The following is a 15,361-nucleotide window of genomic DNA, read 5'->3' as shown; positions in this document are numbered from 1 at the left end:
CTCAGGAGGTGAGGAACTGCGAGCCTGTAGGGCCAACAACGCTAAATCCTGTAAAAGAGCAACAACAGCAAAGATTACAAGCCGCTTAATTTAGCTTGATGGTGACAACTACCTTGAAAAACTCCGAAGCGACCATTGATGCTATCACTTTGTTCGGGGATAGAAACACTAAGAATGTCGTGTTGGAAAAAAGCTATAGGGAGTATCTGGAAGGCTTTACCGATATTGCGACAGGCAAAGCACGACGTGGTTACTTGGAAGTGATTAAAGAGCTGCAACAACGCTTTCCTAACCCTGATGAGATTGTCAAAGAGGCGGACAAAAAGGACTTTGCTAAGTTATTTGGCGAGTATTTACGCGTCGAGAACATCTTACAAAACTATGATGAGTTCGCGAGCCTAAAAGCGCTTCAAAGCATAGATATTACTGATGCTGAAGCAGTTGAGACATTCAAAGCTGAGCACTATTTGACGGATGAAGATCTTGCTGCCATGCAAAGCATCGATGTACCTGCTGAACGAGAGGTACAAGACTATCGATCAACGTATAACGACATACGTGATTGGCTGCGCCGTGAAAAAGCAGCCAAGGATCAAAGCGAGTCCTCGCTTGACTGGGATGAAGTGGTTTTTGAGGTGGATCTTCTTAAGTCTCAAGAGATTAACCTTGATTACATCCTTGAGCTGATTTTTGAACATAACAAGAATACCAAGGATAAGTCCGCCTTAGTCGAAGAAGTACGCCGAGTGATTCGAGCAAGCCTTGGTAATCGTGCTAAAGAAAGCCTGGTGGTAGATTTTATCAATCAAACTAACTTGGATAACATCCCTGATAAATCTAGCATCATTGAGGCCTTCTTTAGCTTTGCTCAAACAGAGCAGCAGCGTGAAGCCCAAGATATGATTGTTGCTGAAAATCTTAATGGAGAGGCAGCTAAGCGTTATATAACGGCATCTTTAAAGCGTGAATACGCCAGTGAGAATGGTACGGAGCTGAATGAAGTCCTACCTAAGTTAAGCCCTCTTAATCCACAGTACCTAACCAAAAAGCAAAGTGTTCTACAGAAAATTGCTACCTTTGTTGAGAAATTTAAGGGTGTGGGTGGGAGGCTATAGCGTTTAAAAAACTGATTTCGCTCGGGATGTTTTAAATATTTTTAATAAAAAATGTAAAAATGCCTTTATTATATTAGCCACCTAATATATTATACTTATATAACATACCTGCTAAGCCTATGATCAGATTTATCTGATTATGCTCAAATTGGCAGGTTTTTTTTGCCTAAATTTTACTAAGACCTTGTTATGATTCCATTCAAAAAAGATGTCAAAAGCCATGAAGATCATATTAGCCAATGGCAGTCACGGGGATTAAAAGTTTTAGATCAAAATCGCGCAGTACGCTACTTAAGTTTCATCGGCTACTATCGCTTATCCGCTTATACCATTCCTTTTCAAAAATCAGCAGTCAATTACTTAAATCATAGCCATGAATTTAAAGACAATACGACATTCGATGATGTATTAAACCTATATGTTTTCGATCGTGAGCTGCGGCTTTTAGTTATGGATGCCATTGAGCGAATTGAGGTTGCGATACGCGCTCAAGTTTGCAACGTGATATGCTGCCGAGCAAATAACGCTTTCTGGTATACCGACGAAACACACTTTAAGCCAGATTATGAACATAAGCGCCTACTAGCAAATATTGAAAGACAGCTATTAAAAGAAAAAAGACGTTTAGAGCGTGATGAGAAAGCTATAGAAAAACGCCCAATATCGCCAGAAGATAAAATTAAGCTTAAAGATCATGCACGAAAGGAAAATTTTTTACGCCATTATCTGTCAAAATATGATAGTCCTCGGTTACCGCCTGCGTGGATGATGATTGAAATGCTCACTTGGGGAGACTTAACCTATCTTTACTGTGGACTTGCTAACAACGCATATAAAAAGGAGATAGCCCAAAATTTAGGGTTAAATCTTGAAATCTTAGAGTCATGGCTTAAAAGCTTCAATGACATTCGCAACATTTGCGCTCATCATAGTAGGCTCTGGAACAAAGAGCATGGCCGTAGCATCAAAATACCGACATCTTCTGCCATCATGTGGCTACAAAATGAAATTGTTTTGAACAACCCTGCTATTAAGGCTCATAGGCGCACTTATATCACTTTAGTTGCCATGCAAACCATGCTCTATAAAATCAGTCCAAAGTCATCATGGGCAGAAAGGCTTAAACAGCTTATTGAAAGCAATACCTTTATCCTAACTTCCAAAGCTAATATGGGAATGCCTGAGGCTTGGTATGATGACCCATTTTGGAGTCAAGCTTTGCCATGAATTCAGAATAAGTCTGTTGATTAAAAGCCATTTCTAAAGCCTTCCATGTAAAACCTGGGATGAATTAAGTATTAATTACTACGTGATTTAAGTTTTTCCACGAGCGAATCTGTATTAGCTACCATGTTCATGTTCATGCTTTTTTGTGTCAGTTTATAGAGCCATTCAAATATTGGTAATGTAGTTAATCGATAAACATGCCATCTACTCATAAGTTTTTCAAAGCTATCATTGATTTCGGCCTCATTAAATTTATTGTCATAAACGTTTTGCCAATCATGACAGCTATCCTTTTTTATATCCTCTGCCACATCAATACATTTATTATTGTCATAAAGCTCTTCGATTAACAATGAAATAAATGGAGTGATAGGCGCAATAATAAAGATCAAAGCCTCTCTTAGAGGAAAATTATAGTAGGAGATAACTATAAGGCTTATTATCATAATGATAATTAAAATAAGACTTAAAAATCTTTGGTATTTTTTTCGAAGCTCTACTTCCCAAAAAAAAGTAACATAGGCACAAACTATACGAGACTCAAAAAAACTTATATCGTTTAGGCTAATATCCCACCAAGTGGCAAATGTGTTCACGTCATCAGGGTGCTTTTTCTTCCTACTCTCGTATAAATTATTTATTTCTGATTGAGGTATAGCGAGGTCTCTAGTCTTACTAGTAACACCTAGAGCTATAGAGTCATGTAAGCTTTGTATTTCACAACCCTTATCATGCCAACGCTTCATCTTATCCTTACCAAAACTATTGATTAATACATATACGATAAGAATCGCAACTGGTAAGAAGTCTAAATTTTCTATGTAGTTTATCTTGGTCTGATATTTACTTATTATGACAACTAATAACTGAGCTGCTGCTAGCAAAAAAGTTAAACCCCATAAACAAGCTTTATAGTTTTTTGAATAATTATAAGCTTGGCGGAAAGCTAATCCAGCTTTAATTGCTTCTTTAGTTTTTTGATTATCGACGATGCTCAACATGTGCAATTACTCATAATTAGGGAAATATGGACCAAATATTTTTTTCCACTCTTTGATGGCGGATTCCTGATTTTGATCATAAACCTCTAAATTAAAAGCTCTATTAGCTGTAGAGTAGTCACTAGCTGCCTTCGTATTTATTTTCACCCTATCATCATAACTAAGAGTGTTTAAATCGCCTTGAATTCCTTTTGGATCATATAAGGCATTATGAATATTATTAGCTAGGAATAGGAGGAAATCCCTAAATCCCACATCAACGAATTCACTTAATACGTTTTCGTCAGCATATTTAAGAACGAAATTTTCTAGTAAATAAGAAGGCATTAAGGGCATCGTTTTACGACGTTGCCAATATTTAACCAACCTAATTAGATTAAGCACCTTTCCATTGTTATTTGTGTTGATTTGAGAAACTCGTTTTTGATCAATTCTTGGATCTGTTTTCATCCAATCCCCTGTTCCATTAGGAATAATATAGTAACTTCTACCTAAATAATCCTCAGTTGTGAAAAATGCAGGTACGACATCAAAATTCCATTCGTAGCTAATTAATTTAAGGGTTGCGGCATGTAAGTTGCGATGCATCTCTGCTTGTCCATAATGAGATATTCCTTTCAAAGAAACTAAGAGCTTACCCAATACTTTTCTTGAGTTTAGTTTGAGAGAATCAGAATGACGGTAGTTTCTATATTCCTCTGAATCCTCAGGAGTATGTATATAAACTGTTCCATTAATATCTTCACTCCAGCTACAACCTGTGGCTTTTAGCGTAAATATTATATCAATGTCGTCTAATTCTCGTATTTTAGTACGTCTAGCAAAAGAGCCGAAACTGATATCTTTCTCGCCATATAAAGGAAAAAAATTATCGAACCCTTTAATCTTACTTTGCAAAAAATTCCTACTAGCTCTTGCGGTTTTGACTTTATCAGGATCTAGATTAACCGTGTTCTTCATGAAAGAAGCAAATGCGGCATTAACTGTCTTTGGCAAGATATGTAGTCTCCATCTTGTTATGTATAAAATAAATTTTTGTTCTATTTTAGCATCGATTAGATATATTAGTTATTTTTAGAACATACCCCAAGGAAACCAGTTATTTTACCTTTCAAACCTATTAACAGACTACTTAAAGCAGACTGTTAGCATGGAACCATCTATAACAGACTTTTGAATTATAAGACTGGCTGCTGTGCTTTTTTCCTATCATTAGCCTATACCCAAAACATAAAACCTCTAAACAATAACTTATCTATCATTAGACTTGTTTATATTATTAAATGATAGTAATATCTTGCTATTATCAATGGACATTAATTATTAAGTATAAATGATAAAAAGAGGCGTTATGACTGTTCGTGTTTATGTGAGAGCCAGCACTAAGGATCAAGACGCTAAGAGAGCTGAACCGCCCTGAGATTGTCGGAGACTCAACATCCTGAGAGAATACGACAATAAAAAAATAAAACTACGCCCTTTGATCTTTATTTAAAGGCATCACAACGCCATATAAAAATCGATTTAATGCAGTAAGGCTTGATAATAACCATTATATTGCATTCATAATTGCTTTTCTGCAAAATGGTATGAGTATATGAGTATATGAGTATATGAGTATATGAGTATATGAGTAAAATTTGTTTCTTTCGACAATATAAGGCGGCAAACGTGCCAAGAAATTTAAACTAAGATCAATATGTCAGCTTTCATATGTACGTTTTAAAAAGATACATGAAGACATATCAAATTATCCCTTTGCTTCTTACTAATATATGTACAGATATAAGTACAGATATAGTATATACTAGTATAACATTCAACCTATAATGATAGGTCATATAACCAACATAATTAAACGTGGAGTAATTATTATGGACGTTGTGAACTACACTGATTTTAGAAAGAGCTTAGCAAAGTATATCGATAAGGTAGACACCGATAAAGGCCCGATATTAATTACAAGACAAAATGCTAAACCGACGGTATTGATGAGTTTAGAAGAGTTTAACTCGTATGAGGAAACACTGCATCTTTTAAGCAGCCCTACCAATGCCAAGCGTCTCAGACGCTCTATTGCTGATGCTAAAGCTGGTCGCTTAATTGAACGTGAGATTGATACCAAAGATATACCCCTCACTTTTGATGATGAGGTAGACGCTTGATACTATCTTGGACGGAAGACGCGTGGGAGGACTATGAGTACTGGCAAAAAACCAGTAAAGAGAAAGTCAAACAGATCGGTAAGCTGATTAAAGCCATCAAACGTGACCCATTTAAGGGTATTGGCAAACCTGAACCACTCAAACATGACCTTGCAGGCTACTGGTCTCGTCGAATTGATCAAGAGCATCGGCTGGTTTATGAAATTCAAGATGATGCGATCATTATCGTCCAGTGCCGTTATCATTATTAAGTAAGGATATGACAGCCTAAAAAATCGCCTGATTTTAAATCAGGCGATTTTTTATAGTGATAGGTAGATAGTTACTGCCCCAGAAGTACTCTTTAATTCTTGAGACATCTCAGCAATCAACTGACGGCAGCACTTAGCCACGACTTGTATTTCAGAATATGAACCGACCCAATATTGTCCGGAACTTAACGTCTTGTGAGGATGTGCTAACTTCATAATAATTGAATTGCTTACGCTAAGATGACGATAAAAAAAGCCTAAGCAATTCAACGAAAAACCAGATATCAAAAAACTAGTCTGCATGACAAACAAAAAAATGCCTCTGGGAGTTGACTCCTAGAGGCATTTAGTTTTTAATGTAATTAACGGTTACAGTGTGCGTCAACACGCTGTAACGAACAAATAAGCATCTGAAGTGCGTTATTTGAACAGCATTAAATGCCCGTATAAGTGCATTTTATCTTAAAGTCTGCTCAATATCAATATACCTACCGTATACTTATTCGCTCGTTACATCCTCGTGCTGCTCTCTCTGTACCCGTTACCCGTCAAATGGGTGGCAGGCCTCGGTGACGACTGCGTTTGACATAAGGGTGAGCTCCCTACAGGGGTTACTAGACAAAGGATCAGAGCAACGCAATGAGTGGTTACTCGTGCATATCGTAGCGGTATATTGGGTTTATGCCCTTGCTAGCGTATGACAGTACAGTAGCGGTTAAGAGCGTGTCTAGGCGGTGCTATCAGCCGTAATCTTAACAACCGTAGCTTGATACAGTGATACGGTCTTGATGACGCGATGGGCGATGAAGTCGGCATGACTAATCACATCAAATCCAAGGAATGCACTAAAGCGATTGTGAGTATTTTATCTACTCATAATCGCTTTAGGGTGAGTGTTCCTTGAAATCTGCTCAAGGCTCCAAAATCAGCATAAATTCACTTAGGCTAATTTAAGTAGTATATAGCCCACTCGGCTATATACTATAAGAGTCCAGAGAAAAATTTAGAATAGTTAATATACAACAATCACTTATTCAGTGAGTCGATATTGTCATGGTTGATTCATAAGCTTAGTGTGAATAGAACGAGATCTATGCCTTGGGTAAACTACCTCCCAAACTTATAACTGTTCTTTATCTTGAAATCCTAATTAAACTGAAACCTCGAATACTTTTATTTAGTCAGCATCCAAAGTATTATCTTTGTTTTGAATAAGTATTAGAGCATCTTGTGCTTTCTTAAGTTGATCTTGTAACAGAGTCACTTGTTCTTGCTCCGATAGGTGATGGCTTGATAGCTCGCTATACTGCTTATTCAGTACGCTATGCTCAGCTTCAAGCTTAGCCTGTGTTTGGGTCAGCTGATCGTTGAGTCCTGATAGCTTGTTACGCTCAGCGACTATGGCCTTTAACTCCCCTTTGACTTCTGCTGTGTCAGTCGCTATCTCATTGCGTTCAGTGGTGACTGTCTTTAGCTCACCCTTAGTCACTGTCAGTTCTGTTTGTAGACGTGCAATTTCTGCTTTATCGCTACTAGCAGTGGCTTCAAGCGCGGCCACTTTTGATAAGTTGACGTTAAGCTCTTTTGCTTGCTGATCAAAGCTGCTGCGCAGCTCTGCAAGTTGCGCTTGGGCTGCATCTGTTTTAGCTTGCTCAAGCTCAAGCGCGTGCTGAGTATCACTGAGTGTCTGTATCAGCGTGTCACGTTCAGCAGTAATCTGAGCCGAAGTGATTGCCGCTGCCTCTGCAGTTGCTGTGACCTCATCGAGCTCTAGCAACAAATTAGCTTGTTCACTCTCTAGCGTCTTAACCGCCTCTTGTGCCTCGTCTGTCTCAGCTTGTGCCTTGGCCTTAATACTCTCTAGTGCCTCACGCTCTTTCACCAAGCGATCATTGGCAATATCAATGGCCGTCTGCCACATATCTGCACCAAGCGTTTGTAAGCGTTCAGCAATGCTACTTGGTAGCTCAACCTGTCTTAGCTGCTCTTCTTGTTGGTTATCCTGACGCCAAGACTTCATGGCTTCACTGATGGTCGTGAATGATCCACCACCCAGCGCCTTACGCACTTCGGCTAAAGTAGGTTTGATACCTTGTTCGTGCAGTTGATCAGCAATAGAATGAATTTGCTGTGTAGTAATGGCCATAATTATTGTCCTTAATTTTGTATGAGTAAATATGTAGCGTTTGTAGTATGTTGTATATAGTATAATACAATATACAATTTACTACAATATAAGGCTTAAAAAAACCTCAAGTAATCTTGAGGTCACAATCATTAGATTAGGGCTAACGATCAGTTAAGTACTCTTCTAGCGCATTACTATCATTTATTAATGATTAGCGCCTGTTTGCTTGGTTTTATCCTTAAATTTGGCAATGATACTGGCCTCAGTAAAGAACGCTTATGGTTTAATACTGCCACGGCTAACACCTGACCAGTCGGTGACTTCTGGAATGTCTGATAGATCAATGTCGTCATCATTAAGCGTTGCTAAATGCTCTAAATCTACTTGTTGCTTGGCCGTTAGTGGTGGTAGCTCGTCTATTTGATAGCTAACTTTGTTCACACTGGCTCCCTTTAATTTTTTTGACACGTCTAGCTGAGATAGATAATGCGTATAACCTCACCATTATCTATTTCTGTTTGCGTATGGGCTACCAATAGGACGGCGGTACCGTCTACTGTACCCAGCGCTTGCCACTGCTTTTCATCATTTTCATACCTGTCTTGCTGACGCAGGCATAAAAGGTCTAGAAAAACTCGGGCGGCTGCCTCAAATAATAAACGGTGCTTACGCTGATTGGTGTTTTTTTGTTCATCCCATTCAAATCTAATGCTTATCTGTTCTCTCTGTCAGTATGCTCTTTATAGATTAGCAATTCATCTTGACTGACAGCTGATACTTTCTGGTATTCAAAAGATAGCGGTACTTGATTGGTTTGCGCCACTTGGGTCAAGAACAATTTAATCGCTTGAGACGGCGTTAGACCATAGCTTTCAAACACGGCAAAAGCATTTTCTTTTAGCTCTTGATCGAGCCTGATATTATAATTAGTTGTCGTCATGGCATTACAAATGGCTTATCTGTGTACATATAATATAAACCATTTGTATAGACAGTACCAGATTAATCACTCTTTTTTCTTTGCTATGATTTTTGCTTAGGGAACGTATAACCTACCGCCAGCAAATGCTTTTTATGGGTCTTTAAAAAAGCTTCATCTCTTAATTGAGTGTGTAACCAGCTGATCACTTCTTGGGTACTTTTTCCTGAAGGCGCATAGCTACCAAATGGGGCATAGTTAGCCAATAGAGGCGCAAAACGGTCGATCTGTTTGACGGTTAAGGATGGTATATCTCTATTCTCATTATTCTGATTTAAGTCCTCCAGACTTTTTTTCTTGGTGGGCTTAGCTTTGACATTAAATTTTAGTCCTGTGACGGTACGACCACGTTTAACGTTTTCATAGGTGATTTTAATATCTGACTTTTCTGTTATTTCTTCAACGCTTGGGTTGATGACTCGACTTTTTAGGTTGTTAATACGTTCGTAAGATTTAGAAAGAGCTAGCTCCTCTCTAATTTCTTCAAGTGACATTGTCCACGAGCTCATTGCCTCATGTTTTTTGGCCAGATGGTATATATCTATTGAATATTCACCCTTCAGTTTAAGTACATCTTCTTTTTTATATTTAGTGAATGGATTATTTTCATCAAAAACCTTCAACATCAGTAGCACTTCATCTGTAAAACATAGAGACACATAGCCATCTTCATATATTGATCTGATGACCCACTGTACATTGACACGGCTACCGCGTTCATTTCTATAGCTAAAAAATCGCCTCATCATCGTTTCACTAGCATCTTTTAATTGAGTATAAGCAGAATCCACTTGAATGTTGCAAGCCTCTGCAAATGCTTTCGCGGTTATCTCTATAGTGTCTTTTTCAGTGGCATCTATCAAACGCACTACTGAACTAGCAAGCAACAGCAACCGTTTTTCATCAAGTGTCATTTCATAAAACGCTTGTAGAATACGATTTTGCATAACAACCCAATTTGCAGGGTATTTCTTCTCATATAAACCAACTTGGTTAGTCATATCTACGCCTTAATGCTCAAATCTATCTAATTGTAGCATAATACCTGCTGATTGTAGCTTTTAACCTAGCTGATTGTAGCATTAACCTAGCTGATTGTAGCATTAACCTAGCTGATTGTAGCTTTATAGATCTTGAAGCCCTTAATTGGTAAGGTCTGAGAGCGTCCTAAAAGTCTTTAAAAGTCTTTAAAAGTAAAAAATATGTTTTTATATTAAATAATAGGAAAAAAGCTCAAGAACTGACGGATTTGAGATGATAATATGAGCGACCAATCACTTATAAAACTTATCAGTAGCTCAGAATGCAATTGTCCATTTACTTGATGTTAATCCTCGTTCACATAGTTCGGATCAAGCTTGGATCTTTGAAAATCTTCAAAAGCATGGTCAAAGATATTTTGAATATCTTCATCTGTCATTCTGGACAACCCTGTTTTCACATTCTCAATATCAGTCTCATTTTTTGTAGATAGTTTATCTTCATTTTCAGTAGCCATTATCGATACCTCTGTAAACTCCTTTTAAATCGTTGCCAAAAAGCCTAAAAACCACTCTTATATGTGTTTTACACTCTGTTCGATACGATGGTAGCTAAAGCTATTCTAAAACGCTTAAAACAGCCGATAACCGTCTCCTAACCTTTCGCTAATTAGTAGACGATCCAGCTGTACCTTCAATTAGGCGATTTCTAGCAGCTACTGTGCTGATGAGTAAGCATCAAGCAATGAACCGTGGTCACTGTCCTGACTGCTTTTAGGCGGTGTAAAGCTGCTTGGTACCACCTCAGCTTTACTTTGTATTTTATTGGCAATTGCTTTCAAAAACTCACGGTGCTTTTTTAAACGAACGTAATTTTCATTATCGTGTGCGTCTAAAAATATAGCTTGTAACTCATGATTGTCATCATCGTCTAATGCGTTGGCCAACCATTCCCCCAACACCTGATGTGCCTCAAGTCTGTCCTGATTGATTTCTTTTTTAATAGCCTGTAACTGCTTTATCTTATCTGCGAATAGATCATCTGATATTACTGACATTATCTCATCCTTTTTTTAGCCAACTATGATAGAGTTGATCCTAGCAGTACATACATAGGTATGCAAGGTAGTAAAATACACAAGACCACATCGTTTCGTGGGCGCAGTAGTATTTTAACCCTCTGTTAAGAGCGAACTTAGGAGTTTATGTAAAAAAGACCCACAAGGGGTACTATTTTTTTACATAAACTCCGTCGTTCGGCAGGGGGCGAACCCCCTACAACCCCCAAAAAATCATCTCTCAATATTGGGTTTTTTTTGCTATGAATAATAAAGGGTTTCATCTGTCGGTTAGCGCCGTTAGTAAGGCGAAAAATCATAGCGTGGTGGCAAAGTCGGCTTATAATTCTGGCTCAAAACTGGTTGATGAGCAGTCAGGAGTCGTCCACGATTACACCAGTAAAGCTAAAGACAAAATCTTAAATTTAGTGGACAGTGATGGTACTAAATACACGCAAGTTATTGAGAAAAATGTGATGCATACGGCGTTGATAACGCCAACTCTTGCTGGGGATCTAGCAGTGACACGTGAGGGTTTTTGGAATGATATCGAACGCATTGAGACTCGTAAAAACGCGCAATTGGGTACTGAGATTGATGTGATGTTTCCTGATGGGATCACCGCGGATCAGCGTATAGTTCTGGCCGAGCGCTACGCTCAAACCTTATCTGATCGCTATAACGTGCTTGTCGATGTGGCCATTCATCGGCCCCACAGTCACGAGAAACATGTGGGGGAGGTTGAAGTGGTTGAGCTGACCAGTCGTAACTTTCATGCCCATATTTTACTCTCAAGCCGTGAGATAGTAGCGGATGTTGAGGGTTATGCTTTATCAGCACGCAAGAATTGGTTGCAGTGGTCAACGGAGGAGCGGTTATCTAAGGGGTTAAACGGACGCGGCGATGAGCTTAAATATCAACGCACCCTTTGGGCGGATATGGCCAATGAGCTACTGCCTAAGAATAAAACCATTAGTGAGAAATCCTACCGTGAGCTGGGCATCAATCGTTTGCCAAAAATGAAACTGGGTAAATCACTATATAAGGATATTCTCAAAGGCAATCGTTCAGTGATTCACGAATACAACGAGACGATTGATGAGATCAATGCTTACATTGAAAAAAATGGTTTAGTAATTGAGTACGACGACAAGGGACGTATTGACCTAGAAAGCAATGAACAAGAGGTTAACGGCGTCACAATACATTATAAAAAGCGTAAACCCTTTGCGCGAATTGAGCTCAGTAATATCCGATTTGTAGATCCTGCCGTTGAACTTGAACCCGCTATCCCTAAAAGTAACAGTCAGACGCATAGTGATGCGGCCAATGATCACGCACTTGATGAGCTTTTAGCAATCTCAGCCGACTTTGTGAGTCAAAAAAAGATGGTACGCAGCGCCTTATTTTCAACCATTGATGCGCTGCATGAAGAGTTAGCGCACCAGTCTAAACAGATTATTACTATTGATAAAAACATTAAGAGTACCCAGCGGTTCACCGAGGAGGTGGGACAGGATTTTAGTGACCCCCGCCAAAAAATGATTGAGCTTGCCAGGCAGATAAGCACAAAAGAGCAAAGTGAGGCACTAAAGGCGGCTTTAGCGTTGGTTGAGGAGTTTAGACAAGATGATACCCTACAAACAGGCCGCGCTGTTAGCCGTCTTGAAGAGCAGCTGTCACAGATTGATAAAACGGTGCTGAACAATAAAACGGTTTTAAAAAAGCTGATCCCGCTTAATAATGAAGTCATTGCTGACTACAAAGGGTTGAAGGCCACGCTAAAACCCTTTGCCGCAAAGCTGAATAAACTGGCGACTGGCTTTAAAGCTCTTGATGAGATTGATATTGAAAAATCCGACTTATCCTTACAGTGGGATCAAGCGTTTGCGGATCTACAAGAGATAGATATCACCAATAACATGGATACTTATCATAAGTTTGCTGCATTTGCAGATCTGGACGTTGAGCGCTTTAAGTACCTTGAAAAAGAACGTGAGGCGCTCAGTACGTTAAAAGCGGTAGAGATAGACGCGGATGCTGACACTCGTTTGACGGCCTTGGCCGCTGATGTTAAAGCGTTTAAGACTGCCAATGATAACGACATCAAACAGTTAAAGCAGCAAATTAACACCAGTCAGAAAACCTATCAGCGCCTGTCGCCGTTTTATGAGCAGCGTATCGCCTTACTGGATCAAAGTGAAGCTGTGATTGTGCAAGATGATGACCTATACGATGAGATTACCCGTACCAAGACCACTCAATTGAACGCAGATCGGCTTGATGACTGGCGCAACCGTACGATGGTGCTTCACCACCAGCTCAATAAAGCACATGAGCAAGCAAAGCTTAAGGAAGAGGCTGAGCGCGCACGAGAGGAGGCTTTAACCAGGCGGCGAGTAGCTTTACAACAGAGACGGCAGCAGGCATCTCTTAAGCGTCAGCGAATCAATGAGACCAAAGCATATCGAGATCGATTTGACAATTTAGTGGTACGGGTGCGTAACCGCGTTAATACCCTTGATTTTAAGGCCGTTGATGCACCGATCGAAGTGATCAACGCGGCTGAGGCGGTTGCCGCACAAGCATTTATATTCACTACTCTAAAACACACTGACAGCTTTACGACACTACAAAAAAGTTTACGAGACACCGATGCTAAAAAAATTGCAACGCAGGTGCAGAAGGCAGCAACGACGCTATGGCAACAGCTTGAGCGCTTGCCTGACAATCAAGATAAGGTCGAGGTGTTAACGAAAATCAATGAGCGCTTTGAGCACGTTCCTGCTATCACCATAGATGGGGCAACGCTCACACAAACTGTGACAGATCACCTGCAAAAAACGAAGAACGCCATCCAAGCGCATGAACAAGCACAAACACGCCGCTACTCCTCACCACGCCCATTTTAGGCGGCATTATAATAATGAGTACCCCATGAATAAAGACAATAGCAATGAGCAAGACATACACGATCAACTTGTTAACCTAGTGACTTCATTGACTCCGGTCATTGGGGCCTTGCGTGAGCTGATTAAGCGAGCCGATGATGCGGTAGCGAGGCGGCTTGAGCGTTCGCTTAGCGGTATTGATAGCAAGGTGAATGAGGTGTCTTCTGCCATTGAAGAATTAGGTAGTAGCGCAAGCACGACTTCGCAGGCATTGAGTCAGTATCAAGAACTCGTGTTAAAGCAGCTACAAGCGGCAGTGACGGCTTTTACTGACAATGAGATGCCGCGTCGTTATGATGACAAAATAGCAGGCATCATCACCGATATGAAACAGCAGATTGATACGGCTGTAGAGTCGGTCGTTACTGCTAAAAACGACAGCATAGAGGTACAAATCAGTACCATGCAAGGAGTTGCTGATAAACTTAGCGCAAGCGCTGACAATCTAGCCCTATTCACCAATCAGTACCAAGCTGGTCATAAGCAGATTATTGAAGATATTGAGACCTTTGAGACCACCACCAAAACGCGGATTGAGCAGGTCGAGGCTAGAGCTAGTAAAGACTTGGACAAAATTCATAAGTCCATTGAGACTATGAGTATTAAAAGGATTGCAGCCGCTGTCGCAGCGGGTACGATGGCTGTGATAATAAGTTTGGTGGCCCTGGTATTTTGGTATGTGCCAAGCTTTGATGAGATTGCAGAGATGAAATACCAGCAAGCAGAGCTACAGCGCGGCATCGATGAGCTTGAAACGGGTTGGAAACAGGCCTTTAATAATGCTCAAAGTGCGCAGTTTATTTTGGCTTGTGATGTTAATAAAGAGCAGCCTGATGCAATCAGCTGGTGCGTTAGAGCAGACAGTAAGAGTGTTTTGAGAGATGAGAGAGGCTTTGTTTATTATAAAATAGCTGGGGTGCCGCGTGCAAAGCCGACTGAGTAAAGACGTATGGTAATAGTGAGCTATATTGCCCAAAAGTGCGTCTTCTGAAACATATAAGACTGAAAAAAGGCTTGTTTGATTGTCGTTATCTTTGTCTATATTAAAAAGCCAGATAATGACACTTTATCTGGCTTTAAGGGTTATTGTTTCTTGTTAAACAAGAAGTCTGTAAATATAAGCTAAAGTGACTAGGCTGCTTGGTCAGTATGAGCTGTGACCAACTCTATAAAAGCAGTTTCAAGGGTACTTAACGCATAATCATCAATCATAAGACCGTCATCTATCTGTCGTTGCACCCAGACATAAATCGCTTCATCATTATAAAGAATAGCGTCAACACCCAGTAATGATGCCAGTTGTACGCCTTGCTGTACTTGTAAGCTGAATAACAGCTTAGAGGCTAAATTTTTAGTCTGTTCACTAAACCAAGCGCAGCTGTTGAGCCGAGATAGATTGTTATTCATTGGTATTCTCCTGTAGATTATTGTGTATAAATAATGGATAAAATGACTTACTACAGGTCAAATTATACCTATATTTTAATCTATTGCAAGAGAAAATAA

The 15,361-nt window shown here is 39.7% G+C and carries 15 protein-coding genes and 1 pseudogene; 6 read left to right on the top strand and 10 right to left on the bottom strand.

Translation table 11 applies throughout. The features are described from left to right. Positions 1-125: 125 nt before the first annotated feature. Positions 126-1,115, top strand: a pseudogene (locus JMW39_RS12570) (type I restriction endonuclease subunit R, EcoR124 family); the annotation flags it as partial. Positions 1,116-1,304: 189 nt separating this feature from the next. Next, positions 1,305-2,342, top strand: coding sequence for an Abi family protein (locus JMW39_RS12565; protein ID WP_201547035.1), 1,038 nt, complete (start codon positions 1,305-1,307; stop codon positions 2,340-2,342). 71 nt (positions 2,343-2,413) lie between these two features. Here JMW39_RS12565 and JMW39_RS12560 read toward each other — a convergent pair whose 3' ends face one another. Both JMW39_RS12560 and JMW39_RS12555 read right to left on the bottom strand, forming a co-directional pair. Continuing rightward, positions 2,414-3,343, bottom strand: coding sequence for an S-4TM family putative pore-forming effector (locus JMW39_RS12560; protein ID WP_201547034.1), 930 nt, complete (start codon positions 3,341-3,343; stop codon positions 2,414-2,416). 6 nt (positions 3,344-3,349) lie between these two features. After that, positions 3,350-4,339, bottom strand: coding sequence for a nucleotidyltransferase (locus tag JMW39_RS12555; RefSeq protein WP_201547033.1), 990 nt, complete (start codon positions 4,337-4,339; stop codon positions 3,350-3,352). Positions 4,340-5,217: 878 nt separating this feature from the next. Here JMW39_RS12555 and JMW39_RS12550 point away from each other — a divergent pair. Beyond that, a complete protein-coding gene (locus tag JMW39_RS12550; RefSeq protein WP_045456463.1) occupies positions 5,218-5,508 on the top strand; it encodes a type II toxin-antitoxin system Phd/YefM family antitoxin in 291 nt (96 codons plus the stop codon). Next, positions 5,505-5,759 (top strand): Txe/YoeB family addiction module toxin, encoded by a 255-nt coding sequence (locus JMW39_RS12545; protein WP_045456466.1) that lies wholly within the window; start codon positions 5,505-5,507, stop codon positions 5,757-5,759. Before JMW39_RS12550 ends, JMW39_RS12545 begins: the two co-directional genes overlap by 4 nt. Before the next feature lie 1,177 nt (positions 5,760-6,936). Here JMW39_RS12545 and JMW39_RS12540 read toward each other — a convergent pair. The 7 genes from JMW39_RS12540 to JMW39_RS12510 form a co-directional block, all read right to left on the bottom strand. After that, positions 6,937-7,905, bottom strand: coding sequence for a DNA-binding protein (locus tag JMW39_RS12540; RefSeq protein WP_201547032.1), 969 nt, complete (start codon positions 7,903-7,905; stop codon positions 6,937-6,939). Between the two features lie 258 nt (positions 7,906-8,163). Then, positions 8,164-8,328 carry a hypothetical protein gene (locus tag JMW39_RS12535; protein WP_156410068.1) on the bottom strand — a complete coding sequence of 55 codons (165 nt, stop codon included), beginning with the start codon at positions 8,326-8,328 and terminating at the stop codon, positions 8,164-8,166. A 29-nt stretch (positions 8,329-8,357) separates the two neighbouring features. Continuing rightward, the gene (locus JMW39_RS12530; protein ID WP_373429194.1) at positions 8,358-8,597 is read right to left on the bottom strand and encodes a BrnT family toxin; all 240 of its coding nucleotides are present in this window, start codon (positions 8,595-8,597) and stop codon (positions 8,358-8,360) included. A 2-nt stretch (positions 8,598-8,599) separates the two neighbouring features. Next, the gene (locus JMW39_RS12525; protein WP_058368521.1) at positions 8,600-8,827 is read right to left on the bottom strand and encodes a type II toxin-antitoxin system RelB/DinJ family antitoxin; all 228 of its coding nucleotides are present in this window, start codon (positions 8,825-8,827) and stop codon (positions 8,600-8,602) included. Positions 8,828-8,910: 83 nt separating this feature from the next. After that, positions 8,911-9,867, bottom strand: a complete 957-nt coding sequence (locus JMW39_RS12520; RefSeq protein WP_058368520.1) for a replication initiation protein — start codon at positions 9,865-9,867, stop codon at positions 8,911-8,913. A gap of 326 nt (positions 9,868-10,193) precedes the next feature. Beyond that, positions 10,194-10,364, bottom strand: coding sequence for a hypothetical protein (locus JMW39_RS12515; protein WP_156410067.1), 171 nt, complete (start codon positions 10,362-10,364; stop codon positions 10,194-10,196). A gap of 198 nt (positions 10,365-10,562) precedes the next feature. After that, complete coding sequence (locus tag JMW39_RS12510; protein ID WP_201547031.1) at positions 10,563-10,904, bottom strand: hypothetical protein; 342 nt, start codon at positions 10,902-10,904, stop codon at positions 10,563-10,565. 263 nt (positions 10,905-11,167) lie between these two features. Between JMW39_RS12510 and JMW39_RS12505 the strand changes: the two genes are divergently transcribed. Next, positions 11,168-13,816: a MobA/MobL family protein gene (locus tag JMW39_RS12505; RefSeq protein WP_201547030.1), complete on the top strand. Its 2,649-nt coding sequence runs from the start codon at positions 11,168-11,170 to the stop codon at positions 13,814-13,816. Between the two features lie 25 nt (positions 13,817-13,841). Further along, positions 13,842-14,798 carry a hypothetical protein gene (locus tag JMW39_RS12500; protein WP_087813584.1) on the top strand — a complete coding sequence of 319 codons (957 nt, stop codon included), beginning with the start codon at positions 13,842-13,844 and terminating at the stop codon, positions 14,796-14,798. 188 nt (positions 14,799-14,986) lie between these two features. On the opposite strand, the gene JMW39_RS12495 is transcribed toward JMW39_RS12500, so the two are convergent. Beyond that, complete coding sequence (locus JMW39_RS12495) at positions 14,987-15,262, bottom strand: hypothetical protein (RefSeq protein WP_101204329.1); 276 nt, start codon at positions 15,260-15,262, stop codon at positions 14,987-14,989. Positions 15,263-15,361: the final 99 nt, after the last annotated feature.

The organism is Psychrobacter immobilis (assembly GCF_904846175.1).
GTDB lineage: Bacteria > Pseudomonadota > Gammaproteobacteria > Pseudomonadales > Moraxellaceae > Psychrobacter > Psychrobacter immobilis_E.
This window is presented reverse-complemented; position numbering and strand designations above follow the sequence as displayed.